The 24,568-nt window shown below is 62.0% G+C and carries 19 protein-coding genes; 8 read left to right on the top strand and 11 right to left on the bottom strand.

Annotated features, from left to right (window positions below; genetic code table 11):
* Nucleotides 1–158: 158 nt before the first annotated feature.
* Complete coding sequence (locus BFW87_RS17080) at nucleotides 159–2,177, top strand: TonB-dependent receptor (RefSeq protein WP_078740926.1); 2,019 nt, start codon at nucleotides 159–161, stop codon at nucleotides 2,175–2,177.
* Nucleotides 2,178–2,619: 442 nt separating this feature from the next.
* Nucleotides 2,620–5,037, top strand: a complete 2,418-nt coding sequence (locus tag BFW87_RS17075) for a glucose/quinate/shikimate family membrane-bound PQQ-dependent dehydrogenase (protein ID WP_078740925.1) — start codon at nucleotides 2,620–2,622, stop codon at nucleotides 5,035–5,037.
* Between the two features lie 181 nt (nucleotides 5,038–5,218).
* Here the strand turns inward: BFW87_RS17075 and BFW87_RS17070 are convergent, their stop codons facing one another.
* The 9 genes from BFW87_RS17070 to BFW87_RS17030 form a co-directional block, all read right to left on the bottom strand.
* Nucleotides 5,219–7,555, bottom strand: coding sequence for a putative bifunctional diguanylate cyclase/phosphodiesterase (locus BFW87_RS17070; RefSeq protein WP_078740924.1), 2,337 nt, complete (start codon nucleotides 7,553–7,555; stop codon nucleotides 5,219–5,221).
* A gap of 439 nt (nucleotides 7,556–7,994) precedes the next feature.
* On the bottom strand, nucleotides 7,995–9,170 hold the full coding sequence (locus BFW87_RS17065; RefSeq protein WP_078740923.1) for an ABC transporter substrate-binding protein: 1,176 nt from the start codon (nucleotides 9,168–9,170) through the stop codon (nucleotides 7,995–7,997).
* Nucleotides 9,167–10,141, bottom strand: a complete 975-nt coding sequence (locus BFW87_RS17060) for a CobW family GTP-binding protein (protein WP_078740922.1) — start codon at nucleotides 10,139–10,141, stop codon at nucleotides 9,167–9,169. Before BFW87_RS17060 ends, BFW87_RS17065 begins: the two co-directional genes overlap by 4 nt.
* Complete coding sequence (locus tag BFW87_RS17055; RefSeq protein ID WP_078740921.1) at nucleotides 10,138–10,434, bottom strand: hypothetical protein; 297 nt, start codon at nucleotides 10,432–10,434, stop codon at nucleotides 10,138–10,140. The genes BFW87_RS17060 and BFW87_RS17055 overlap by 4 nt, the downstream gene beginning before the upstream one ends.
* 13 nt (nucleotides 10,435–10,447) lie before the next feature.
* Nucleotides 10,448–11,197 carry an SDR family NAD(P)-dependent oxidoreductase gene (locus BFW87_RS17050; protein ID WP_078740920.1) on the bottom strand — a complete coding sequence of 250 codons (750 nt, stop codon included), beginning with the start codon at nucleotides 11,195–11,197 and terminating at the stop codon, nucleotides 10,448–10,450.
* 138 nt (nucleotides 11,198–11,335) lie between these two features.
* Nucleotides 11,336–12,097 (bottom strand): SDR family NAD(P)-dependent oxidoreductase, encoded by a 762-nt coding sequence (locus BFW87_RS17045; RefSeq protein WP_078740919.1) that lies wholly within the window; start codon nucleotides 12,095–12,097, stop codon nucleotides 11,336–11,338.
* A gap of 10 nt (nucleotides 12,098–12,107) precedes the next feature.
* Entirely contained in the window at nucleotides 12,108–13,448 is a 1,341-nt protein-coding gene (locus BFW87_RS17040) for an MFS transporter (protein WP_078740918.1), read from the bottom strand.
* Between the two features lie 30 nt (nucleotides 13,449–13,478).
* On the bottom strand, nucleotides 13,479–14,357 hold the full coding sequence (locus BFW87_RS17035) for a polysaccharide deacetylase family protein (protein WP_078740917.1): 879 nt from the start codon (nucleotides 14,355–14,357) through the stop codon (nucleotides 13,479–13,481).
* A gap of 11 nt (nucleotides 14,358–14,368) precedes the next feature.
* Nucleotides 14,369–15,700 (bottom strand): amidase, encoded by a 1,332-nt coding sequence (locus tag BFW87_RS17030; protein ID WP_078740946.1) that lies wholly within the window; start codon nucleotides 15,698–15,700, stop codon nucleotides 14,369–14,371.
* A gap of 336 nt (nucleotides 15,701–16,036) precedes the next feature.
* On the opposite strand from BFW87_RS17030, the gene BFW87_RS17025 reads away from it, so the two are divergent.
* The 6 genes from BFW87_RS17025 to cmoB all read left to right on the top strand — a co-directional run bounded on the left by BFW87_RS17025 (nucleotide 16,037) and on the right by cmoB (nucleotide 22,557).
* Nucleotides 16,037–17,026, top strand: a complete 990-nt coding sequence (locus BFW87_RS17025) for a GntR family transcriptional regulator (protein WP_078740916.1) — start codon at nucleotides 16,037–16,039, stop codon at nucleotides 17,024–17,026.
* A 129-nt stretch (nucleotides 17,027–17,155) separates the two neighbouring features.
* Nucleotides 17,156–19,576: an endopeptidase La gene (gene lon / locus BFW87_RS17020; RefSeq protein WP_078740915.1), complete on the top strand. Its 2,421-nt coding sequence runs from the start codon at nucleotides 17,156–17,158 to the stop codon at nucleotides 19,574–19,576.
* A gap of 201 nt (nucleotides 19,577–19,777) precedes the next feature.
* Nucleotides 19,778–20,167: a protease inhibitor I42 family protein gene (locus BFW87_RS17015; RefSeq protein ID WP_078740914.1), complete on the top strand. Its 390-nt coding sequence runs from the start codon at nucleotides 19,778–19,780 to the stop codon at nucleotides 20,165–20,167.
* Nucleotide 20,168: 1 nt separating this feature from the next.
* On the top strand, nucleotides 20,169–20,825 hold the full coding sequence (locus BFW87_RS17010) for a lysoplasmalogenase (protein WP_078740913.1): 657 nt from the start codon (nucleotides 20,169–20,171) through the stop codon (nucleotides 20,823–20,825).
* 35 nt (nucleotides 20,826–20,860) lie between these two features.
* Nucleotides 20,861–21,604 (top strand): carboxy-S-adenosyl-L-methionine synthase CmoA, encoded by a 744-nt coding sequence (cmoA, locus tag BFW87_RS17005; protein WP_078740912.1) that lies wholly within the window; start codon nucleotides 20,861–20,863, stop codon nucleotides 21,602–21,604.
* Nucleotides 21,601–22,557, top strand: a complete 957-nt coding sequence (gene cmoB / locus BFW87_RS17000; RefSeq protein WP_078740911.1) for a tRNA 5-methoxyuridine(34)/uridine 5-oxyacetic acid(34) synthase CmoB — start codon at nucleotides 21,601–21,603, stop codon at nucleotides 22,555–22,557. The genes cmoA and cmoB overlap by 4 nt, the downstream gene beginning before the upstream one ends.
* A gap of 110 nt (nucleotides 22,558–22,667) precedes the next feature.
* Here cmoB and tadA read toward each other — a convergent pair whose 3' ends face one another.
* Nucleotides 22,668–23,156, bottom strand: a complete 489-nt coding sequence (gene tadA / locus BFW87_RS16995) for a tRNA adenosine(34) deaminase TadA (protein ID WP_078740910.1) — start codon at nucleotides 23,154–23,156, stop codon at nucleotides 22,668–22,670.
* On the bottom strand, nucleotides 23,156–24,532 hold the full coding sequence (locus BFW87_RS16990) for a multicopper oxidase family protein (protein ID WP_139372450.1): 1,377 nt from the start codon (nucleotides 24,530–24,532) through the stop codon (nucleotides 23,156–23,158). Before BFW87_RS16990 ends, tadA begins: the two co-directional genes overlap by 1 nt.
* Nucleotides 24,533–24,568 lie beyond the last annotated feature (36 nt).

The raw sequence follows: 24,568 nt of genomic DNA, 5'->3' as shown, positions 1-24,568 counted from the left end.
CTGACGGTGGAAGCACCGCATTGAATATAGACCCTGAGAGAAAGTTCCCCTTTTCAGCGAAAAAAGAGATGTTATATTGTAACGATACTTATCAAAAGTAACTGATTCGATACCGTTTGCAGCCTCCTCTTTTCTGCCGTTTTGCCAAGGAATGTTCGATGTCCCTCTCCTCTTTGTGGCGCTTGACCCCGCTTGCCGCCGCCCTGTTGATCTGCTCCGAAGCCCATGCCCTTGAACTGCAACCCCAAGTCATCACCGGCAACCCGCTGGGCAGCGAGCAGTTGGCGTCGCCCACCACCGTGCTGGAAGGCGATGACCTGACCCTGCAACAAAAAGGCAGCCTCGGCGAAACCCTGAACAAGCAGCCCGGCGTGTCGTCGTCTTACTTCGGCCCTGGCGCCAGCCGGCCGATCATCCGTGGCCAGGATGGCGACCGTATCCGCATCCTGCGCAACGGCGTGGGCGCGCTGGATGCGTCGTCGCTGTCCTACGACCACGCCGTGCCGCTGGACCCGATCAACGTCGACCGCATTGAAATCGTGCGCGGCCCGGCTGCGTTGCTGTACGGGGGCAGCGCCATCGGCGGCGTGGTCAACACCTTCGACAACCGCATCCCCACCGAAGCCATCGAAGGCATCCACGGGGCCGGTGAATTGCGCTACGGCGGCGCCGACACCACGCGCAGCAGCGCCGGCAAACTGGAAGCCGGCAACGGCACTTTCGCCTTGCACCTGGACGCCAATGCGCGGGAATTCAACGACCTGAAAATCCCGGGCCAGGCCCGCAGCCGCCACGCGCCGGAAACCGATGAAGCCCCCGGCAAAAATGGCCGCCTGGGCAACAGCGACGGGCGTCAGGACGGCGGCGCGGTGGGCGGTTCCTACACCTGGGACGACGGTTATGCGGGGCTGTCTTACAGCAACTACGACAGCAACTACGGCTCGCCCGCCGAGCAGGACGTGCGCATCCGCATGAAGCAGGATCACTACGCGTTCGCCTCCGAGTTCCGCAACCTGCAAGGCCCGTTTACCTCGGTCAAACTTGACGCGGGCTACACCGACTACGAACACCGTGAAATCGAAGGCGGCGAAACCGGCACGATCTTCAAGAACAAGGGTTATGAAGCACGCGTGGAAGCCCGTCACCAGCCGCTCGGCCCGTTCAACGGCGTGGTGGGCGCCCAAGTGACCCGCAACGAGTTCTCGGCCCTGGGCGAAGAAGCCTTCGTGCCGCAGACCGACACCAACGCTGGCGCACTGTTTATCCTCGAAGAAATGCAGGCCACCGAGCGCCTGAAACTCAGTCTCGGCGGGCGCCTGGAACACACCAGCGTCGACCCGGACGCCAAAGGCAACGCGCGCTTTGCCGCTGCCGACAAGAGCAATGACTTTACGGCGGGCAGCCTGTCGTCGGGCGCGGTTTATACCCTGACGCCGGTCTGGTCGCTGGCCGCGACCCTGGGTTACACCGAACGCGCACCGACCTTCTACGAGCTGTACGCCAACGGCGCCCACGTGGCCACCGGCACTTACGAGTTGGGCGACGCCAACTTGAAGAAAGAAAAAGCCGTGTCCAGCGACCTGGCCCTGCGCTTTGACAATGGCACCCACAAAGGCAGCTTTGGCGTGTTCTACAGCCGCTTCTCCAACTACATCGGCTTGCTCGGCACGGGCCGCACGCTGAACGATGAAGGTGAAGACGACGCAGGCGGCATCCCCGAATACAAATACTCCGGCGTGCGTGCACGTTTCGCAGGCTTTGAAGCCCAGGATCACTGGAAGCTCGGCGAAAGTGCCTACGGCAAATTTGCTCTGGAGCTGTCGGGCGATTACACCCGCGCCACCAACCTCGACACTGGCGAAGCCTTGCCGCGTATTGCGCCACTGCGCCTGAACAGTGGTTTGCTGTGGGAACTGGACCGCTGGCAGGCGCGTATCGATGTGGAACACGCCGCTGGCCAGGGCCGTGCGCCGGACAACGAAAGCGGCACCGATGGCTACACCACCCTGGGCGCGAGCATGGGTTACCACTTCAACATGGGCGGCAGCCAATGGCTGGCGTTTGTGAACGGTGAAAACCTGACGAACCAGACCGTGCGGTATGCCAGTTCGATCCTGCGCGATATTGCGCCGGCCCCGGGCAGAAGCGTGCAGTTCGGTGTACGCACCACCTTCTGACTTTGATCGTTCCCACGCTCTGCGTGGGAATGCAGCCTGGGACGCTCCGCGTCCGCTCTGAAAACCGTGACGCGGAGCGTCACAAGCGGCGTTCCCACGCAGAGCGTGGGAACGATCTATCGCGCGACGTTCTGTCACTGTTACCAAATCTGAAATGATGCATCTTGCGATTGGCGCTTTCTCTCGGCGCGCAGTCGCTTTATCCTTGTCGGCAACAAACTGAAACGTTTCACGCCCCGGTCGATCCCATCTTGCCGATTACTCCTACTCGCAAAGACAGCGCTGTCTTACACCGACCTGCGCGTGGGAAATCCTCGCCCGCCTGTGGATAACGCTGCTATCCCCAGAAAAACCGAATTAACGCTGAACCAAGCCCGCGCCGAATCGTCATCTACAGTGAAGCACGGGGTTACATAATTCCAACGTCACGGAGAAACACACTATGAGCACTGATGGTGCTTCGAGCCCGAGCCGCCTGCTGCCCAGGCTGCTAGGCGTCTTGCTGCTGATCATGGGGCTGGCCTTGCTGGCCGGCGGCGTCAAGCTGAGCATGCTCGGCGGGTCGCTGTATTACCTGCTGGCCGGTATCGGCATCGCCCTCACCGGCCTTTTGCTGCTGGCGACACGCCGCGCCGCACTGGGCCTGTACGCATTGGTGCTGTTCGCCAGTACCGTGTGGGCACTGTGGGAAGTCGGCCTGGACTGGTGGCAACTGGTGCCGCGTCTGGCCCTGCTGTTCGCCTTGGGCATCGTCATGTTGCTGCCATGGTTCCGCCGTCCGCTGTTGCGTGGCCAAGCCGCGCCGATGGGCACTGCGGCGCTGAGCGTGGCCGTGGTATTGGCCGGCGCGACCGCGCTTGCCAGCCAATTCACCAACCCGGGTGAAATGGTCAAGACCGGCCAACTGGACCGCGACGCTGTCCCTGGCATGACCAGCGCAGCCCCGACCCAGGCCGATGGCGACTGGAACTCCTATGGCCGTTCGGCCTTCGGTGACCGTTACTCGCCACTGGCGCAGATCACCCCGGAAAACGCTCACAAGCTGGTGCCGGCGTGGACCTTCCGCACGGGTGACATTCCTGGCGCAGGTGACCCCGGTGAGACCACCGCGGAAAACACCCCGCTGAAAGTCAACGGCATGCTTTACGTGTGTACCCCGCACAGCCAGGTAATTGCCCTGGACCCGGACACCGGCAAGGAAATCTGGCGTTTCGACCCGAAGATCAGCACCGAAGGTGCACAGAACTTCAAGGGTTGGGCGCACATGACCTGCCGTGGCGTGTCGTATCACGATGACGCGGTGTATGCGTCCGAGCAGAGCCCAACCGGTTCCGCCAGCCCGGCGCCGGTCAGTGCCGTCTGCCCGAAACGCATCTTCGTGCCCACCGCCGACACCCGTCTGATCGCCCTGAACGCCGACACCGGCAAAATGTGCGAAGACTTCGGTGACAAAGGCCAGGTCGACCTGCGTGCCAATATCGGCAGCTTCGCCCCGGGCGGTTACTACTCCACCTCGCCGCCGGCCGTGACCAAAAACCTGGTCGTGATCGGCGGCCACGTGACCGACAACGTCTCCACCGACGAGCCAAGCGGCGTGATCCGCGCGTTCGACGTGCACACCGGCAAGCTGGTGTGGAACTGGGACAGCGGCAACCCGGACGACACCACCCCGTTGGCCGAGGGCAAGACCTACACCCGCAACTCGCCGAATATGTGGTCCATGTTCAGCGTCGATGAAAAACTCGGCATGCTCTACCTGCCGATGGGCAACCAGATGCCCGACCAGTACGGCGGCGACCGTACCCCGGACTCTGAAAAATACAGCGCCGGCCTGACCGCGCTGGACATCGACAGCGGCCACGTGAAGTGGACCTTCCAGTTCACTCACCACGACCTGTGGGACATGGACGTGGGCGGCCAGCCTTCGCTGATCGACATCAAAACTGCTGACGGCGTGAAGCAAGCGGTGATGGCTTCGACCAAGCAAGGCAGCATCTACGTGCTGGACCGCAGCAATGGTCAGCCCGTTGTGCCAATCAATGAAATTCCGGTTCCACAAGGCGCAGTCGCCGGCGATCACACCGCCCCGACCCAACCGAAATCCGACCTGAACTTCATGCCGCCACCGTTGAAAGAACGCGACATGTGGGGCGTGACCCCGTTCGACCAACTGATCTGCCGGATCGACTTCAAGTCGATGCGCTACGACGGCCCGTTCACCCCGCCGTCGCTGCAAGGCTCGATCGTTTACCCGGGTAACTTCGGTGTGTTCGACTGGGGCGGCATTTCCGTCGACCCGGTACGCCAGATCGCGTTCGTGAACCCGAGCTACATGGCGTTCAAATCGAAACTGATCCCGGCCGCCGACATCGCCAAACAAGGCCCGCGCGTCAGCGAGACCGAAGGTGTACAGCCGAACAAAGGCGCGCCGTACGGCGTGATCCTTGAAGCGCTGCTGTCGCCAATGGGCCTGCCGTGCCAGGCTCCAGCGTGGGGTTATGTGGCAGCGGTCGACCTGACCACGCATAAAACCATCTGGATGCACAAAAACGGCACCGTGCGCGACAGCTCGCCGGTTCCGGTTCCGCTGACCATGGGCGTGCCTAGCCTGGGCGGTACGTTCACCACCGCCGGTGGCGTAGCGTTCCTCAGCGGTACCCTGGACCAGTACCTGCGTGCCTATGACGTGAAAAACGGCAAGCAACTGTGGGAAGGCCGCCTGCCAGCAGGCGCGCAAACCACCCCGATGACCTACACCGGCAAGGACGGCAAGCAGTACGTGCTGGTCATGGCCGGCGGTCACGGCTCGCTGGGCACCAAGCAGGGTGACTACGTGATGGCGTTCAAACTGCCGGACTAAGCATTCTCGGCGGCAAAATAAAGGCGGCTACCTTCACGGGTAGCCGCCTTTTTCATGAGAAATGAAGATCAAAATGTGGGAGCGGGCTTGCTCGCGAATGCGGCGTGTCAGTCAACAGATTCGTCGGCTGATCCACCGCATTCGCGAGCAAGCCCGCTCCCACATGAGCCCTGCGATACGTTCAAATCAACACGTGCTCGCGCCGCATCCACATCTCAAACGCCATGGCGTTCAACGGCCGGCTGATCAGGTTCCCCTGGGCGGTGTCGCACTTCCACTGTTTGAGCAGCTTCAGGCTTGGCTCGAACTCCACGCCTTCGGCCACCACCTTGAGGCCCAGGTTATGGCTCATCTCAATGGTCGAGCGCACGATCACGCCGTCGCCGCTGGTGCTGTCGAGGTTGCGGATAAAGGACTGGTCGATCTTCACTTCCTGCACCGGCAGGCGCTGCAGTTGCGCGAGGGACGAATAGCCGGTGCCAAAGTCATCGACCGACAGGCTGATGCCACAGCCGCGCAGTTGTTCCAGCACGTTGAGGGCCTGTTGCGGGTTGTGCATGATCGCGCTTTCAGTGATCTCGAAAATCAGCTGTTCGGCCGGGACTTTGTACTGCATCAACAACGCGGTGACGCGAATGGCGAGGTCATCATCGGCCAGGTCGTCCACGGAAATATTCACCGACAGCTGAATGTGCAAACCCCGCTGCGACCAGTCGCCGATCTGGCGGATAGCCTCATCGATCACCCATAGGGTCAGCCCGCCAATACTGCCGGTACGTTCGGCCAGCGGAATAAATTCGCTGGGGGACACCTGGCCGAGGGTTGGATGCTGCCAGCGCAGCAAGGCTTCCGCCTGGCGCACGCACCCATCACGCAGATCGAGCTTGGGCTGGTAACACAGGAACAACTCGCCCTCGACCACCGCGCGGCGCAAGTCACGAATCAGGGTGATCTGGCGCTGATGCACGAGGTCGCGGTCTTGCTGATAGATCTGCAAATGCCCGGGCAACGTTGCGGCATCATGCCGGGCAATGGCGGCGCGGCTGATCAGCTCTTCCACCTGCTGGCCGTCGATGGGGTAGGCGGCGATGCCGATGCTGACCTCATGACGCACTTCATCGTTGCCGATGCGCTGCGGCTCGGTGAGCAGCCCGTACAGCCGGTCAGCGCGGGCCACGGCACGGTCGATTTCAGTGTTTTCCAGCAACAGCAAAAACTCACTGCCCGCGATACGCGCGGCGGTGTCGCTGGCCGTCAGGCTCATGGTCAGGCAGCGGCTGGCTTCGCGCAGCATTTCTTCCACACCTTGCGGGCCGAACCCTTCGTTGATTACCCGGTAGTTTTCGATACCCACATAGAGCAACACCACCGGCCGCCGCGCACTGATCGCACTGCCCAGGCGCTCCAAGGCCAGGGCGCGATTGGGCAGCCCGGTGAGCGGGTCATGCAAGGCGTTATGCGCCAGTTGCCGTTCACGCACGGCAATGCCGCTTTGCATCGCATTAAACGCGCGCGCCAGCAGGCCGAACTCATCGTGGCTGCGCACCCGCACGGGCGTGCGGTAGTCGCCGTCGCCAATCCGCTGCGCCGCATCGACCAAGGCGTTGAGCGGACGTGATACCCGCCGCGCCAGAAACAATGCGCCTGCCAGCGACACCACCAGCACTGCCAAGGCAATCCCGAGGAATTGCCGATCCAGTGGCGCGAAGGATTCCAGCGCGTGATCCAGCGGGCTTTGCAGCAATACGCGTACTTCATTGCCGTCACCGGTGTTGGCCAGCGGCAGCACCTGACTGAGCACCCGTTGCCCGTAAAACCGGGTGATCTGTGCTTCAGGGTTCAGGTGCGCGTCGCGCAGGATACTGATGATGCCGGCTCTGTAGCTGTCGGGCTGAGTGGTGAACAATTGGCCGGCGTTGCCGTCTTGTACGCTGAGGAATGACACGTCCAGGTTGCTCATGGAGCGCAGTTCGCTTGCAAACAACGCGTCCATGGGAAAGCCCATGACCACACGGGCAATGGGTTGCGGATCGAGTACGTCATCCTGCACGAGCAGATAGGGTTGCCCGTCCATGGCGACGATCAACATCTGCAAGCCACTGCGCCGTGCCTGGCGCAACGCTTCTCCATAGGGAAATGCCTGGCCCTGCTTCAGCACGGGCAAGGTGCTGACCATCACGTTGCCCTGCAGGTCCAGCACGAACACTTCGCTGGCACGCAGGCCCGTACCATGGCGACGCAGCGCCGCCAGAATCGGCGCCTCCTGGCCTTCGATCACGGCATGTTTGAAGGGGCCATCGACGGTCAGCCAGTCCAGCCCGTATTGCAGCCGCCGCCCGCGCAAATCCAGCAGACGTTCAAACACCTGGCTGCCGGTGTTGAGTTGAACCTGGGCCTGATTTTCCACGGCGCGGGTGGTGGCAGCCTTGACGGCGAAGTAGGTGGCGCCCACGACGACCAGCAGCAACAGCGCCAGCACCCCGGCAATGCGGGTTTGGAATGTGTGGCGCCACTTCATCGCCGAGCCCTCTGGCAGCGTTTGCCTCTCTCTGCCGTTGAGTCCCTTTGTCATACGCCTCCCTGGCGACTGCTGACTTGGCGTCAAAAAAATAGCTATTTTTAGTGAGTGTCTGGTTTTAGGAGATTAGCTGGAGGATGGGATATGTACACCCAGTAAGAGCGGGGAATTGAATGTCATTTTATTGGCGAGAACATCTCACCTATAGATGGCGGGGATCAAAACGCAGTCAAGTGTGGGAGCGGGCTTGCTCGCGAAGGCGGTGTGTCAGCCAATGAATATGGTGACTGATACACCGCATTCGCGAGCAAGCCCGCTCCCACATTTGGATCTCCATTTGTCTGGGAGACCGCAATCGCTGGCCGCACGCAGTCTTGAATCCGTGGGCAACCCGATATAAGGGAAGAGTCGTTACCCAAACAACGGATATGCACACAAATCAAACACCCCGAGCCCGCATGAAATCACCCCACCTGCGCACCAGATAGTTGTGCTCATCCATCACCGAATTCCACACCGCAATGTGCCCCATCCGCTGCTCGTAAGCCCCGCCATCACGCACTTCACCCACCTCAATCAGCGGCAGTCCATCACTGCCAGGCAACTCCTCCCGGGCAGGCTTGCCGGCATACCAGTAATCCCACTCGGCACGGCTCAAATGATCCCGCGTACGCGCCGGGTTACCGATGTAATAACCCTGGCGCGCCATCACCGCCCCAGGCCACCCCGACAACCACCAATTCAAATAAGCATAAGCCGCATCCAGCACCGGCCCCTGAGCATGACGCGACAACGACAACCCACCAAACCACGCGCGATACCCCTCACGCGGTACCGCCAACCGGTACTTCACGCCCGCGCGGTGCAAGCGCATCAAGGTCGGTGACCAGAGGCTCTGGATATCGATACTCGGACTCACCATCAACTGCGCCGCCTCCTCATCGTCCGACCAGAACGCCGCAAAATGCCCCTCCTTCTGCTTGCGCACCAAAATATCGGCCAGCACATCGATCTCCTCGATGCTCATATTGCCAATGTCCTTGAAGCCAGCCAGCCCCGCACCCTGCACCGCCAACGCGGCATCCAGCGCGCCAATAGCCGCGTCGCTTTGCAGTGCGGTACGCCCGCGCAACCTGGGATCGAGCAACCAGCCCCAGCTTTCATTGCCATGGCTGAACCCTTCAGGCAAACGCTCAGGGCGATACGCAAAACTGTCCGCATTGTGGGTCAAGGGCAACATACTGATGCGTTCAGTGACAGTACTGCCGAGGCTGCCATCGTGCTGCACAAACAGGCGCTCGCTCGGCACGCTGCCGCTGCCAAGGCGGTCGCCTGGAGATAAGCGCCCACGCTTGGGCAAGTCGTTGATCTCGTGCCACAGCGCAATGCGCCGCGTGTCGATCGGCTGGATCGCCCGTGCCGGCCACACGAAATCGACGTTGTGAAACCATTGGTCATAGAGGTCGTAGCTGTCGGGCTGCATCACCGCGATGCGTTGGGCCTGTTCAACATCGTGCACCTGATACACCAGGCGAATGCCCAGCTCCTGCTCGGCGCGCACGCGCAACGTTTCCAGCAAGGTGACGGAAGTACCAAGGACGCGCAGGGTGATCATGCTGCAAACCGCCGTGAGAACACCTCAAAGGAGCGGCGCAACAACGCCGGGTCAAGGCCGCGCAGGATAAACACCAGGCGCGACTGGCGGTCGCTGCCCGGCCATGCGGGCAAATGAACCGGGGCATGCAGGCAGTGCTGCACGCCATGAATGACGATAGGGGCCGAGCTTGCGTTCACGTTGAGCAGTCCTTTGACGCGAAGGATTCGTTCGCCGTGGCATCTTAGCAGCATCGACAACCACACCCCGAACCCCACCCAATCCAACGGCTGCTCGAAGTTCAGGCAGCAGACCTGCGCCGCGCCATGGGTTGCCGTGGTGGTCTGATGCAGTTGCCAGCGGCTGACTTCCACAGCCGGCTCGGCGCTGCGCAAACCTTCGCCGAGCAGCAGTTGATCGCCGCTGTGAATGTCGTGGGTATCGAGGATGGGTGTACCGGCGTTGAGTGCCTGCAAGTGCGTACGCAGGGCATCGCACTCGCCTTCCAGGTCGGTCTTGCTCAGCAGCAGGCGATCCGCCGCTGCTACCTGGGCCAGCCACTCCGGGTGCAGGCGCTCTTGCAGCGCGGCATGGCTGGCGTCGACCAAGGTAATCACCAGACCGATATGAAAGCGCCCGCGCAGCTGCACATCGTTGTTCAGGGTGGCGAGGATCGGCGCCGGGTCGGCGAGGCCGGTGGTCTCCAGGATCACCCGTTTGAAGGCCGGAATTTCGCCGCGCTCGCGGCGTTGCAACAGGCCGAGCAGCGCGTCTTTCAGCTCGCCGCGAATCGAGCAGCAGACACAGCCACCGGGCAGCAGCACCGTGTCCGGCGCGACTTCTTCTACCAGCAGATGGTCGATGCCGACGTCGCCGAATTCGTTGATCAACAACGCCGTGTCGCCGAGGCTTTCGCCCTGCAGCAGGCGCTTGAGCAAGGTGGTTTTGCCACTGCCGAGGAAGCCGGTGATGACGTTAAGGGCGATGCTCATGATGACTCCAGATATTCCAGCAGGCGTGGGTCGAGGGGGTCCAGCGGGCGGCCGAGCATGCTTTCGGCGGCTTGCCACAGCTGATCCAGACCGCTGGCGAGTTCCTGTTTGCCGGTGGCGCCCATCAGGAGATACGACGCGCCCTGAAAGTCCTCTACCTTGAGCCGGAACACCGCCAGCACCTGATTGATCGCCGCGATCCGACGCAAGCGCTCGCGGCGCCTGGGCAGCTCATCGCCCAAGGGGTCGCTCCAGTGCAGGTCTTCACCGAGCAGCCCGCAGAGTCCGCACATGGCTACACCTCACTCATGGCATGACGTCGCCGGAGTTCGGGCCCAGGGTCTGGCCGACGAACAGGTTGCCGCCGGGCTCGCTGGCCAGCAGCACCGCGGTGGGCGCCACCTCGTCGGCCAGACCGAAACGCCCAAGGGGCAGCTCTTTGGCCTTGGCGCGTTTCCATTCGTCGCTGATGCCTTCCACCAACGGCGTCTCGATCGGGCCGGGCGCGATGGCGTTGACCAGCACATTGTCTTGGGCGACTTCCAGCGCCAGCGACTTGGTGAAGCCAATCACCCCGGCCTTGGCCGCGGCGTAATGCGTCAGCTCGGCACCGCCCTTGATGCCCAGTTGCGAGGCCACGTTGATGATCCGCCCCCAGCGCTGCGCGAGCATATGCGGCAGGGCACGCTGGCTGGCGACGAACACGCTGGTGAGGTCGACGCGCAGCATGTCGTTCCACATGTCGAGGGTGAGATCCACGCAGCGCCCCTGGGTGAGCATGCCGGCGTTGTTGACCAGAATATCGATGCCGCCGAAATGTTCGACGCAGCGGTCGACGCTGGCTTGGGCGCCTTCGACGGTGCCCACGTCAGCCAGGCATTCGAACACCTCGGCGCCGAGGTTGCGGCAGGTGATTGCGGTTTCGGCAAGACTCGCGGCGTTGCGGTCGGCCAGCAGCAGGCGCGCGCCTTCGGCGGCGTAGGCGCGGGCGATGGCAGCACCGATGCCACTGCCGGCGCCGGTGATGACGGCGCGGCGGTTAGTCAGTTGAGGCATGAAAGATCTCCTGAGACAAACCTTGTTCCCCTGTGGGAGCTGGCTTGCCTGCGATAGCGGTGGCCCAGTGAATACAGCAGTAACTGACCTGCCGCCATCGCAGGCAAGCCAGCTCCCACATTTTAAAATTGAGGGTGGTCAGTCGGGCCAGCGCACGGTCAGGCCGCCGTCGATGACGATGCTCTGACCGGTCAAATAGCTTGATGCCTCGCTCGTCAAAAACTGCACCAGCGACGCCACTTCATCCGCCCGGCCCACCCGCCCCAAAGGAATCGCCCGCGCCGCTTTCGCCAGCCCTTCCGGCCCCAGCGAATTCTTCGCGCCCAGCGATTGCGGCGTCTCGATCAACCCCGGGATCACCGCATTACAACGAATCCCCAGCGCCGCCAGCTCCACCGCCAGCGACCGGCACAACCCCGGCACACCGGCTTTCGCCGCCGCGTAATGGCTGTGCTCCTGCCAGCCATACACGCCGCCGGCGATCGACGAAATCGCTACCAGCGCCCCACCCTCTTTCATCTGTCGGGTCGCTGCGCGGAAAGTGCGCATCACCCCCGTCAGGTCAACATTGAGCATCTCGTTCCACAGTTCGTCCGTCATCTCCAGCAACGGCGCGCGGCGCAGCAAACCGGCGTTGGCCACGGCGTAATCGAGGCGACCGAAATGCTGCACGGCAGCTTCGGCCAGCGCGTCCACGGAGGCGGTATCGCCCACATCCAGCGGCAGCATGAGGCACTCGCCGCCCGCTTCTTCCACCAGGGCAACAGTGGTGTGCGGGTCATGCGGGTCGGCCGGGTAATACCCGCCCACCACCGCCACGCCGATGCGGGCATAGGCCACGGCGAGGGCCTGGCCGATGCCGCTGGCAGCACCGGTAATCAAGGCAACTTTACGGCTCATCTAACACTCCTTACTGGACGGTTTCCGGATGCACATGGCGCGCGGCAAACATCAACACGCCCGACAGAAAGCACGGCAGCGCGCCGAACCACAGCGCCGCGGTTTGCCAGTCACTGCCGGCGGACAACACTTGCGTCGCGCCAAAACCTGCGACCACCGCGCCAATCGGGCCCATGGCGTGGATAATCGCGCCGCCGGTGGCGCGGATGCTGGTGGGGAAGCTTTCGCTGATAAAAAACAGCGCCGCCGAATACGGCCCGATCAGGAAGAACAGGCCCAGGCTGTAGAGCCCGACCACCGTCGGCATATTGCTCGGGCCAAACAGCATCCCGGCGAACGACAGCCCGCCAAGCATCCAGCCCAGGCCGATGACGTTGCGGCGGCCGATCTTGTCGCCCATCCAGCCGTGGGTCAGGTAGCCGCAATAACCCACCAGGTTCGACAGCACGAGGATGATCAGCGAGTTCTCGAACGAGATGTGGTGCACGCTGACGATCACCGACGTGCCGAGCACGCTGAACACCTGGATCGCCGCCCAGTTGAGCAGCAGCGCGGCGCCGATCACCAGCGTGGCGCGGCGGGCCGGGCCACGGAACGCAGCTTTAAGGCCTGCCTTGCTGTGCTCGTCGTAGTCCACGCCGTAGGTCACGGCGACGTTTTGCGCTTCGGTCACCGCGCCGCTTTTGCGCAGTTGGCTGATGCGCTGGTGAATCTGGAATTGCGGGCTCTCTTTGAGTTTGCGCGCCATGATCGCAATCACTAGCGCCGGGATCGCAGCGAAAATAAAGCAGCCTTGCCAGCCGATGATCGGCAGCAACAGCGCAGTCAAACCCGCAGCGATCAATGCGCCTACCGGCCAGCCGCCCTGCACCAGGCTGTAGATAAAGCCGCGACGCTTGGTCAGCCGCGGGTCTTCGGAAGCGCCATACAGCTCGCTCAAATACGTGGCGTTGACGGTTTCCTCGGCATAGCCCAGGCCACCCAGCGAACGAATCAAAATCAGCGGCGACTTGCCCCACGCCCCGCCAATCGCGGTGAGTGCCGAACACAGCGCCGAACCGGCCACGGTGAAAATAATCCCTTTGCGACGGCCCAACTTATCGACGACGGGGCCGATGGCAAAGGCCACCACCGCCGTGCCCACCGCCACCCAGGTCGCGATTTCAGCTTGCTCCACTTCACCCCAGCCAAAGTGCCGGCCGATCTCCGGCAGCAAGGTGCCGAAGAGGATGAAGTCATACACCGCAAACACCCAGGCGAAAAACGCGATCCAGGTCGCAAAGCGCACTTCCTGGGACGTCAGTTGCCGGGGTTTCCAGCCAGTCAGGTCAAGCTTGTTGTAGATAGACATGAATCGCGCCTCGGGGAGTGGGCAAAGGGGTCAGGTACGCGGTTGGCGGCGGATAAAGTCGTCGGCGATTTCGTCGAAGGTGACGAAGCGCACACCGGCATGGCTCTGGATGTGTTCAATCAAACGCTCAAGCATCAGCAGCACTTGCGGACGGCCGGAGACGTCGGGGTGGATGGTCATGGTGAACACCGCGTGTTCGTGTTCGCGGTAGACCCAGTCGAACTGGTCGCGCCACATTTCTTCGAGGTGACGCGGGTTGACGAAGCCGTGGCTGTTGGGGGCTTTTTTGATGAACATCATCGGCGGCAGGTCGTCGAGGTACCAGTTGGCCGAGATCTCCACCAAATCGGTTTCTTCGCCGCGCACCAAGGGTTTCATCCAGGTGTCGGGGTGCTGGCTGTAGTCGATCTTGGTCCAGCTGTCGCCCTTGCGCACGTAGTAGGGGTGGAAGTCGTTGTGCATCAGGCTGTGGTCGTACTTGATGCCTTTTTTCAGCAGCAGTTCGTTGGTGACCTTGCTGAATTCCCACCATGGCGCGACGTAGCCGGTGGGGCGTTTGCCGGTCACTTGAGTGATCAGTTCAATGGATTTATCGAGGACGATTTCTTCCTGCTCGGCGGTCATCGCGATGGGGTTTTCGTGGCTGTAACCGTGCACGCCAATTTCGTGCCCGGCATCCGCCACCGCCTTCATCTGCTCGGGGAAGGTTTCCATCGAGTGGCCGGGGATAAACCAGGTGGTGCGCAGGCCGTAACGTTCGAACAGCCTGAGCAAACGCGGCGCACCGATTTCCCCGGCGAACAGGCCACGCGAGATGTCATCGGGCGAGTCTTCGCCGCCATAGGAGCCGAGCCAGCCGGCGACGGCGTCAACGTCTACGCCAAATGCACAAAGGATGTCTTTTGCCATGGTGTGTCTCCTTAAATAGTCAGTACGGATTCGACGGACAACGCCGCACGCAACAGGCGAGCGTCTTCCCCCGACGGGGCGCTGAGCAGCAACCCGGTGGGCAGGCCCTGGGCATCGCGGCCACTGGGCAGGGTCACGCCGGGCATGTCGAGCAAACTGCCGGGCATGGTCAGGCGCAAAGTGGCGAGGTTGGTGGTAACGAACAGCTCGTCGTCAGCTTCCAGCGGGGCCAGAGGTGGCGCGACATGCGCGACGGTCGGGGTGATGAGGATGGCGCCGTCGAGGTCGTCGATCAGGCGGTGCTGCAGGCGCCGACGCGCGTCAGTCAGGTGGACGAGTTGGCTGGCCGGCAGCGCACGCGCAGCTTCGAGCCGGCGACGTACACGGGGGTCGAGTTGCTCGGCATCAGGGCTGTCGAGCAAGGCTTCATGCAGGGCGAAGGCCTCAAAGGCGCCAAGCCAGCCTTGGTGTTTGATCAAGTCCAGGGTCGCCTGGAAGGTTGCGGATGGGCGTACTTCGACCAGCGCGCCTGCCGCCTTCAACCGGTCCATCGCGCGCAGCAGGTTATTGCGTACGGCCGGTTCGATGTCTTCCAGTGCGCCTTGCTCCAGCACCAAGCGTTGGCCCTTGAGACTGCGGGCGCTGTGGGTTTGCGCGCGACCATGCAGCAAGTCATCGATGGCCAGCGCATCGCGCACGCTGCGGGTCAGCGGGCCCAGACTGTCGAGGGTATGCGCGAGCGGGAACACGCCGTCGCGGCTGTAGCGTCGGCTGCTGGCGCGGTAACCGACCAGGCCGTTAAGGGCGGCGGGAATCCGAATGGAGCCTGCGGTGTCGGTACCCATGGCGATGGGCACTATTGCGGCGGCGACGGCCACGGCAGAACCTGAGGACGATCCACCGGGAATGCGTGGCTGATCGGTGCCGTGGGGGTTATGCGGCGTACCGAAATGCGGGTTCAAACCCAGGCCGGAATAGGCCAGCTCGCTGAGGTTGGTCTTGCCCACGCTGACCATCCCGGCGCGGCACAGCAGGCCTACACAGGGCGCATCCAGAGAGGCGGCAGGTGCGTTGCGCCGATAAGCCGCGCCAGCCGTGGTGATGCTGCCGGCCACGTCGAACAAGTCTTTCCAGGCCAGCGGCACGCCGTCAAACACACTCAATGGCTGGCCTGCACGCCAACGGGCGGCGGCCGCTTCAGCTTCGCGACGGGCCCGCTCGGCGCTCAGGGAAATAAACAAGCCGGTGGATCGGCGCGCAGCGTCGAGCGCTTGTTCGAGGGCTTGCACCGGGTCACTGCGACCGCTGGCGAAGGCTTCGGCCAGTGAAGTGGCGTCTGACATCATGATCACTCTCACAAAACGTACATATTAATAAAATGTACATTTTACAAAGGCAGCTTTCGTGCCAGTCTGTAGAGACGGTTTTCACCGGAAGCAGTCTTCAGGGCTTGAAGCTGCGTGCCAGATGCGTTTTCGGCAAACAAAAAAATCGCGCAGAACCACGCGGACCGAGTTGCGATGAAATAATGTATCTTTTATTAATAAGTACATTTTGGTGCAAAAAGTAACAACCCAACGTACAAGGCCCCAAAAAAGTGCCACCGACGTGGCGCAGGGTGACAGGCACAACTTATGAGAGAATCCCCGGCCACCGTCCTACAAGCCCCTGAGAAAGCGATGAAAGCAGTGTCCGCCTCGGCCTCCCGTTACGCGATGATTCACAAGGTTATGCGTGACGCGATCGTCAACGGTACCGCCCGTCACGGGCTGGTGTTGCTGGAAGCGCCGTTAGCCGAGCTGTTCGGTACCAGCCGCGTGCCGGTGCGCCGGGCGCTGGACCTGTTGCATGACGAAGGGCTGATTTGCCGCTTCAATGGCCGGGGTTATCTGATCAACCCCGAAGGCCTGGCGATGGAGCCGTTGCGCCTGCCTCTGAGCCATGCGCACCTGGGCCTGAACGGCGAGGATGAGTTGGTCGACACCCGGCCACTGGGCGAGCGGATTGTCGAAGAAATCGGCGCGGCGTTGTCCACCTGCATTGCCTTCGGCCATTACCGCCTTGATGAACAGGCCGCCGCCGACCACTACGGCGTCAGCCGCGCGGTGGTGCGTGAAGCACTGATGCGTCTGCGTGACCGTGGCCTGGTCGAAAAAGAGCCCTACTCCCAATGGCTGGCGGGGCCTCTGACCGCGCGGGAAGTCACCGAAGACTACGAACTGCGCGCCTGCCTGGAACCCGAAGCGCTGCGCCAAAGCGCACCGAACCTGGACCGCGAACTGCTCGAAGGTATGCTGCAACGCGTGCTCGATGCCCAGCACAGCCCCCAGTGCAGCCTGGAAGCCATCGAGCAAATCGAAGAGGATTTGCACCAGCGCTGCCTGGCGGGCCTGCAAAACCGCAAGATTGCAGCGTTGATTCGCCAGGGGCAAAGCCCGATGATCATCAGCCGGATTTTCTACCGTTTGCTGGGGATCGGTGCTGATCCGGCCATGCTCGCCGAACATCGGTTGATTCTGGAGTTGTTGCTGCATGGGGCATTTGATGCGGCAGCGCTGAATTTGCGCGAGCATTTGCAGCGGGCGCGGCAGCGGATGTTGCAGCGGTTGAAGGTGTTGTCGGTGCTGCCGGAACAGCCTCTGCCGGCGTACCTGCACAAAATCAGCTGACCCAACACAATTCCAACTGTGGGAGCTGGCTTGGCAAATCCATGCAATATGTTGCTATCTCACTCCCCCCATTGAAACCACCGCTGCCCCGCCCCATCTAACCTGCATACTTCCTTATGCAGGTGCCCCATGAGCGACCAGCAAGAATTCCCTGATCTAGACCTCAACGATTACGCTGACCCCGAAAACGCTGAAACCCCTTCGTCCAACACGGGCCTGGCGCTGCCTGGGCAAAACCTGCCGGACAAGGTCTATATCATCCCGATCCACAACCGCCCCTTCTTCCCGGCGCAAGTGCTGCCGGTGATCGTCAATGAAGAGCCATGGGCCGAGACTCTGGAGCTGGTGAGCAAGTCCGACCACCACTCCCTCGCGCTGTTTTTCATGGAAACGCCGCCGGAAGACCCGCGCCACTTCGACACCTCCGCGCTGCCGCTGTACGGCACGCTGGTGAAGGTGCACCACGCCAGCCGCGAGAACGGCAAGCTGCAGTTCGTCGCCCAGGGCCTGACCCGCGTACGCATCAAGACCTGGCTCAAGCACCACCGCCCACCGTACCTGGTGGAGGTCGAATACCCGCACCAGCCGACCCAGCCGACCGACGAGGTCAAGGCTTACGGCATGGCGCTGATCAATGCGATCAAGGAACTGCTGCCGCTCAACCCGCTGTACAGCGAAGAGCTGAAGAACTACCTCAACCGCTTCAGCCCCAACGACCCATCGCCGCTCACCGACTTCGCCGCCGCGCTGACCTCGGCCACCGGTAACGAGTTGCAGGAAGTGCTGGACTGCGTGCCCATGCTCAAGCGCATGGAAAAAGTGCTGCCGATGCTGCGCAAGGAAGTCGAAGTCGCACGCCTGCAAAAAGAGATTTCCGCCGAGGTGAACCGCAAGATCGGTGAGCATCAGCGCGAGTTCTTCCTCAAGGAACAACTCAAGGTCATCCAGCAGGAGCTGGGGCTGACCAAGGATGACCGCAGTGCGGACGTCGAACAGTTCGAACAACGCCTGGTGGGCAAAGTGCTGCCGCCTCAGGCGCAAAAACGGATTGATGAAGAGCTGAACAAACTGTCGATCCTGGAGACGGGCTCGCCGGAATACGCCGTGACCCGCAACTACCTCGACTGGGCGACCTCGGTGCCGTGGGGTGTGTATGGCGAGGACAAACTCGACCTGAAACACGCGCGCAAGGTGCTGGATAAACACCACGCTGGCCTGGACGACATCAAAAGTCGCATCCTCGAATTCCTCGCAGTGGGCGCTTATAAAGGTGAGGTCGCCGGTTCCATCGTGCTGCTGGTGGGCCCGCCGGGCGTGGGCAAGACCAGCGTGGGTAAATCCATTGCCGAGTCCCTGGGCCGGCCGTTTTACCGCTTCAGCGTCGGCGGCATGCGCGACGAGGCCGAGATCAAGGGTCATCGGCGCACCTACATCGGCGCCCTGCCGGGCAAGCTGGTGCAGGCGCTCAAGGATGTGGAAGTGATGAACCCGGTCATCATGCTCGACGAGATCGACAAGATGGGCCAGAGCTACCAGGGCGACCCGGCATCGGCACTCCTGGAAACCCTCGACCCTGAGCAAAACGTCGAATTCCTCGACCACTACCTTGACCTGCGCCTGGACCTGTCCAAAGTGCTGTTCGTGTGCACCGCCAACACCCTGGATTCAATTCCCGGGCCGTTGCTGGACCGTATGGAAGTGATTCGCCTGTCGGGCTATATCACTGAAGAAAAAGTCGCCATCGCCAAGCGCCACTTGTGGCCCAAACAGCTGGATAAAGCCGGCGTGTCGAAAAACAGCCTGACCATCAGCGACGGTGCCCTGCGCGCATTGATCGACGGTTACGCCCGTGAAGCCGGGGTGCGTCAGCTGGAAAAACAGCTGGGCAAACTGGTGCGCAAGGCCGTGGTCAAGCTGCTGGATGAGCCGGACTCGGTGATCAAGATCGGCAACAAGGACCTGGAAAGCTCTCTGGGCATGCCGGTGTTCCGCAATGAGCAAGTGCTGTCCGGCACCGGGGTCATTACCGGCCTGGCCTGGACCAGCATGGGCGGCGCGACCTTGCCGATCGAGGCAACACGCATCCACACGCTCAACCGCGGCTTCAAGCTCACCGGGCAATTGGGTGAAGTGATGAAAGAGTCCGCCGAAATTGCCTACAGCTACATCAGCTCGAACCTGAAGTCATTTGGCGGTGATCCGAAGTTCTTCGACGAAGCCTTCGTGCACTTGCACGTGCCGGAAGGTGCCACACCCAAAGACGGCCCAAGCGCCGGGGTTACCATGGCCAGTGCGTTGCTGTCACTGGCGCGTAATCAGCCGCCGAAAAAAGGCGTGGCCATGACCGGTGAGCTAACGCTGACCGGGCATGTGCTGCCGATTGGCGGCGTGCGCGAGAAGGTAATTGCGGCGCGGCGCCAGAAGATTCATGAGCTGATCCTGCCGGAGCCGAACCGTGGCAGCTTTGAGGAGTTGCCGGAGTATTTGAAGGAAGGCATGACCGTGCACTTTGCCAAGCGGTTTGCGGATGTGGCCAAAGTGTTGTTTTGACAGATTTTCAGGGGCTGATCTGGCCTCATCGCGGGCAAGCCCGCTCCCACAGGTATCGGTGTTGTTAATGCCAACACGGTCAACTGTGGGAGCGGGCTTGCCCGCGATGGGGTCAGCCCTGACAACACAATTACCCTGCCTGTCACACCCTGACTCATCTTCGGTTATGCTCGCCCTTCGTCGTGAATCAACGGAGCCCCCATGACCGCTGCCCGCCTGCTTCTCCCCTTGAGCCTTGCCCTGCTGGCTGCGTGCGCCAGTACGCCGAAGCAAAACGTCACCGTGGACAACCAGAGCGCCTGCCCGCTCCAGCTCAAATCCGGGCAAAACCTGATCCTCACCCTTCCAAGCAACCCCACCACCGGCTACCGCTGGGCCATCCAGGATTCCGCCGGCGGCGTGCTGCGTGCCTTGAGCCCGGAGGTCTACAGCAGCACCGAATCCGGCGTGGTCGGCGGTGGTGGCCAATCCACCTGGCGCTTCCAGGCCTTTGCGGCCGGCCAGGGACGTTTGCGCCTGACCTCTCAACAGCCGTGGGAGCCTGAAGCCGAACCGGCCGAAACCTTCGACTGTGCCATCACGGTGAACTGATATGCCTTGGCTGATTCTTGCGTTGATGGGCGCCGGTACCTTTATCTACGGCCTGACCACCCATGCGGCGCTGTTGTGCCTGCTGGTCAAACCGTTGCCGGTGCTGGCGCTGCTGGGTTGGTTGCATGACGCGCCGCCCACCGACTATCGACGCTGGATCAGCCTGGGGCTGATTTTTTCCCTGGTCGGCGATGTATTGCTCGCCTGGCCGGGTGACCTGTTTATCTTTGGCCTTGGCGCCTTTCTGTTTGCGCACCTGGCGTACTTGAAAGCCTATTTCAGCGATTGTCGCCGTTTGGCGTTGTTGCCGTTGGTATTGGCGCTGGGCGTGGGTGCCATCTTGCTAAGCATCCTGATTTCCCACGGACTGGGCGACTTGCTGATTCCGGTGGTGGTTTACGCATTGGTGATCAGCGCCATGCTCTGGCGTGCGCTCGCGCGGCTGGGCAGTGATGTGCCGAAACAGTCGGCGTTATTGGCGGCGGCGGGTGCGGTGTCGTTTGTGTTTTCAGATACGCTGATTGGGATTAATCGGTTTGTGGTGGCGTTTGAAGCAGCGCCGTATCTGTTGATCACCACCTACTGGCTCGGCCAGTGGGGCATCACCGCCTCGGCGTTCCATCAGACAACCCGCGCACATGAGGGACAAGTTGGCTAAAATGCCGACCTCTCCCCATCGTCGCCGGAACAGCCGTGAGCAAAGAACCCGATCGCCTATTCGCCCAGCCCCTGCCCCAGGTGCCGGACTTCGCCTTTAACGAGGACGTGGTGCGGGTGTTCCCGGACATGATCAAGCGCTCGGTGCCGGGTTACCCCACCATCGTCGAGAACCTCGGCGTACTCGCGGCTCAATTTGCCCAGCCCAATAGCGTGCTCTACGACTTGGGTTCATCTCTCGGCGCCGTGACACAAGCGTTGCGCCGCCATGTGCGCACCGACGGTTGCCGGGTTATCGCTGTGGATAACTCCGCAGCGATGGTCGAGCGTTGCCGCGAATACCTCAATGGCCAGGATTCAATGTTCCAGGAGTTGCTGCCGGTTGAGGTGATTGAGGGCGATATCCTCGCGCTGCAGTTCCAACCCGCCTCGGTGGTGGCGCTGAACTTCACCCTGCAATTCATTGCCCCGGACGAGCGCCTGGCGTTGCTCGCGCGTATCCGCCAGTCACTGCTGCCCGGCGGCGCGTTGATTCTCTCGGAAAAGCTGCGCTTCAACGACAGTGAAGAACACGCGCTGCTCACCGATCTGCACATCGCGTTCAAGCGCGCCAACGGCTACAGCGAACTGGAAATCGCCCAGAAGCGCAGCGCCATCGAAAACGTCATGAAGCCCGACAGCCTCGAAGAACACCGCGAACGCCTGCTGGCGGCCGGGTTCTCGAAAGTCGTGCCGTGGTTCCAGTGTCTTAACTTTGCCTCGTTGATTGCCTTGCCATGATTGATCTATCCCCCCTCGCCCGCCATCTGGTCGGCACTCCTCTGGCCGTGTGGGCCCAAGGCCTGCAAGCGCAGCTCGACAGCAAAATGGAAAAGGGTCATGGCGACCTGGAGCGTTGGCAGAGTGCATTGGATGCGCTGCCGAAGATTCAGCCCAGTGAAGTCGATTTGCTCAATGGCCTGACACTCGACACCGACTGCGACGACGCCACCCGCGAGCAAATGCACAGCGCGTTGATGGGCTTGAGCCCGTGGCGCAAAGGGCCGTTCAACCTGTTCGGCGTGCATGTGGACACCGAATGGCGCTCGGACTGGAAGTGGTCGCGCGTTGCGCCGCACCTGGATTTAAAGGGTAAACGCATCCTCGACGTGGGCTGCGGCAACGGTTACTACATGTGGCGCATGCTCGGCGCCGGTGCAGACAGTGTGATTGGCGTGGACCCGAACTGGTTGTTTTTCTGCCAGTTCCAGGCCGTGCAGCGCTATTTGTCAGCGCCCAAAGCCTGGCACCTGCCCTTCCCGTTTGAAGACTTGCCGCCGAACATGGAAGGTTTCAACACCGTGTTTTCGATGGGCGTGTTCTATCACCGCCGCTCGCCGATCGAGCATTTGCTGGCATTGAAAGATTGCCTGGTCAAAGGCGGCGAGTTGGTCCTGGAAACGCTGGTGGTGGAAGGCGATCAGCAGCAAGTGCTGGTGCCGGAAGACCGCTACGCGCAGATGCGCAACGTGTGGTTCCTGCCGTCGGTGCCGGCGTTGATGCTGTGGCTGCGGCGCGCGGGTTTCAGCGATGTGCGGTGTGTAGACGTGAGCGTGACCACCGTAGAAGAGCAGCGTGGGACTGACTGGATGAAGTATCAGTCGCTGAGTGACTTCCTTGACCCGGATGATCACAGCAAGACGGTTGAAGGGCTGCCGGCGCCAATGCGGGCAGTCATCATCGCCCGGAAGTAACAGATCGTTCCCACGCTCCGCGTGGGAATGCAGCCCGGGACGCTCTGCGTCCCAAAGCGTGACGCGGAGCGTCACAAGAGGCATTCCCACGCAGAGCGTGGGAACGATCATCAGCGCGCTCTTCTGGCCTTGAAGAACTCGCTCAACACAGCCCCACACTCTTCAGCCAACACCCCACCCTCATACAACACCCGATGATTCAAAAAGCCCTGGGTAAAAAACTGCCCCTGGCTCTGCACAATCCCCGCCTTCGGCTCCAGCGCCCCATACACCACCCGCGAGACTCGCGAATGCACGATCAAGCCCGCGCACATGCTGCACGGTTCCAGCGTCACGTACAGCGTGCTGCCCACCAGCCGATAGTTGCTGATCGCCTGCGCCGCCGCGCGTATGGCAACCATTTCCGCATGGGCACTGGGGTCGTTGCCGCTGATCGGGCAATTGAAACCACGGCCGATGATCTCACCGTCCTGCACCAGCACCGCGCCGACGGGCACTTCGCCCAGTGCCGCACCTTGAGCGGCCAGGGCCAGGGCCTCACGCATGAAGTCCTGGTCGCGGCTGCGGTCGATAATCGCGGCAGGTCGAATCTGACGCATCACGCCACCTCGATGGCGGCCATCAGGCCGGTTTCCATATGGTCGATCACGTGGCAATGGAACATCCACACCCCCGGGTTATCCGCCACCAACGCGACGCGAGCGCGTTCGTTTTTGCCGAGCAAGTAAGTGTCGGTGAAATACGGAATCACCTTGTGACGGTTCGAGGCGATCACCTTGAAGCTCATGCCATGCAGGTGGATCGGGTGTTGGTACTGGGTCATGTTCTTCAATTCGAAAATGTAGCTCTTGCCCTTTTCCAGCTTGGCAATCGGGCGGTCGGCGCAGGTTTTGTCGGTGATGTCCCAAGCCTTGCCGTTGATCTGCCACAGGCTTGGCGGCTTGCCGTCGTCAACAGACACGGAGCCGACCCATTCGAAATTGAAGTTGAGTTTCTCCGCATTGGCCAGGTCCGGCTCGGCGATCGGGTTGGCGGGCAGCGCGGGCGGCCATTCGGTCGGGGCGTCGGTGTTGGCCACTGAGCGGAAGGTGCCGAGGCGCACCGGGCCATTCCGGATGGAGAGTTCTTCACCGGCGGGCGGCGCCTTGATCGCCAGGCAGATGCGCATGCCCGGGCCCAGCCAGTATTCCTCTCCCAGCGGGCGCGGCTCGATGGGGTTGCCGTCCAGCGCATAGATCTGCGCTTCGACGTCGGGAATGTTGATGCGATAGGTCAGGGTATTGTCGAGGTTAAGCAGACGCACGCGGGTGATTTGCCCGGCCGGCAGATCGACCACCGCCTGGGGCACGCCATTGATCGTCGACAGCCGCCCGGCCGTGCCGCCACGTGCCGCTTCACGGGGGATGCTGAATGCGACGAACGCGCCCTCTTCATCCACGTGCCAGCTTTTCAGGCTCAGGGTACGTTCATGCTTGAAACCGGTAGGCTCGCGCTCTTCGATGATCAGCGGGCCGACCAGGCCACGGCCGAGTTCTTCGCTGCTGTTCACGTGGGGGTGATACCAGTAGCTGCCGGCGTCGGGCACGCGGAATTTGTAGTCGAAGTATTCGCCGGGCAATACCGGCAGTTGCGAGACGTAAGGCACACCGTCCATTTCCAGCGGCAAGCGGATGCCGTGCCAGTGGATGGTGGTGGCGACCGGCAGGTGGTTGATAAAGCGCACCCGCAGCCACTCGCCCTGCCGCACGCGCAACTCGGTGCCCGGCGCCGAAGGGCCAAACGCCCAGGCTTCGGTCTTGTGGCCCGGCACCAGTTCGACGTCCAGCGGCGCGGCAATCAGCTGGTAATCGTGCCCGGCCTCGGATTCGGCGACTTTCCCCAGCCAGTAGCGGTAGGCGCCACCGGCACCGACGCCTACGACGGCCAGGCCTGCAAGACCACCCAGGATTTGTCGACGGGAAAAGGATCGGGACACAACAACCTCACGTATCTGCCGCAGACCCGGGGCCTG

Origin of the sequence: Pseudomonas fluorescens (assembly GCF_002022275.1) — a bacterium.
In the GTDB taxonomy this organism is placed as follows: Bacteria; Pseudomonadota; Gammaproteobacteria; order Pseudomonadales; family Pseudomonadaceae; genus Aquipseudomonas; species Aquipseudomonas fluorescens_AJ.
This window is presented reverse-complemented; position numbering and strand designations above follow the sequence as displayed.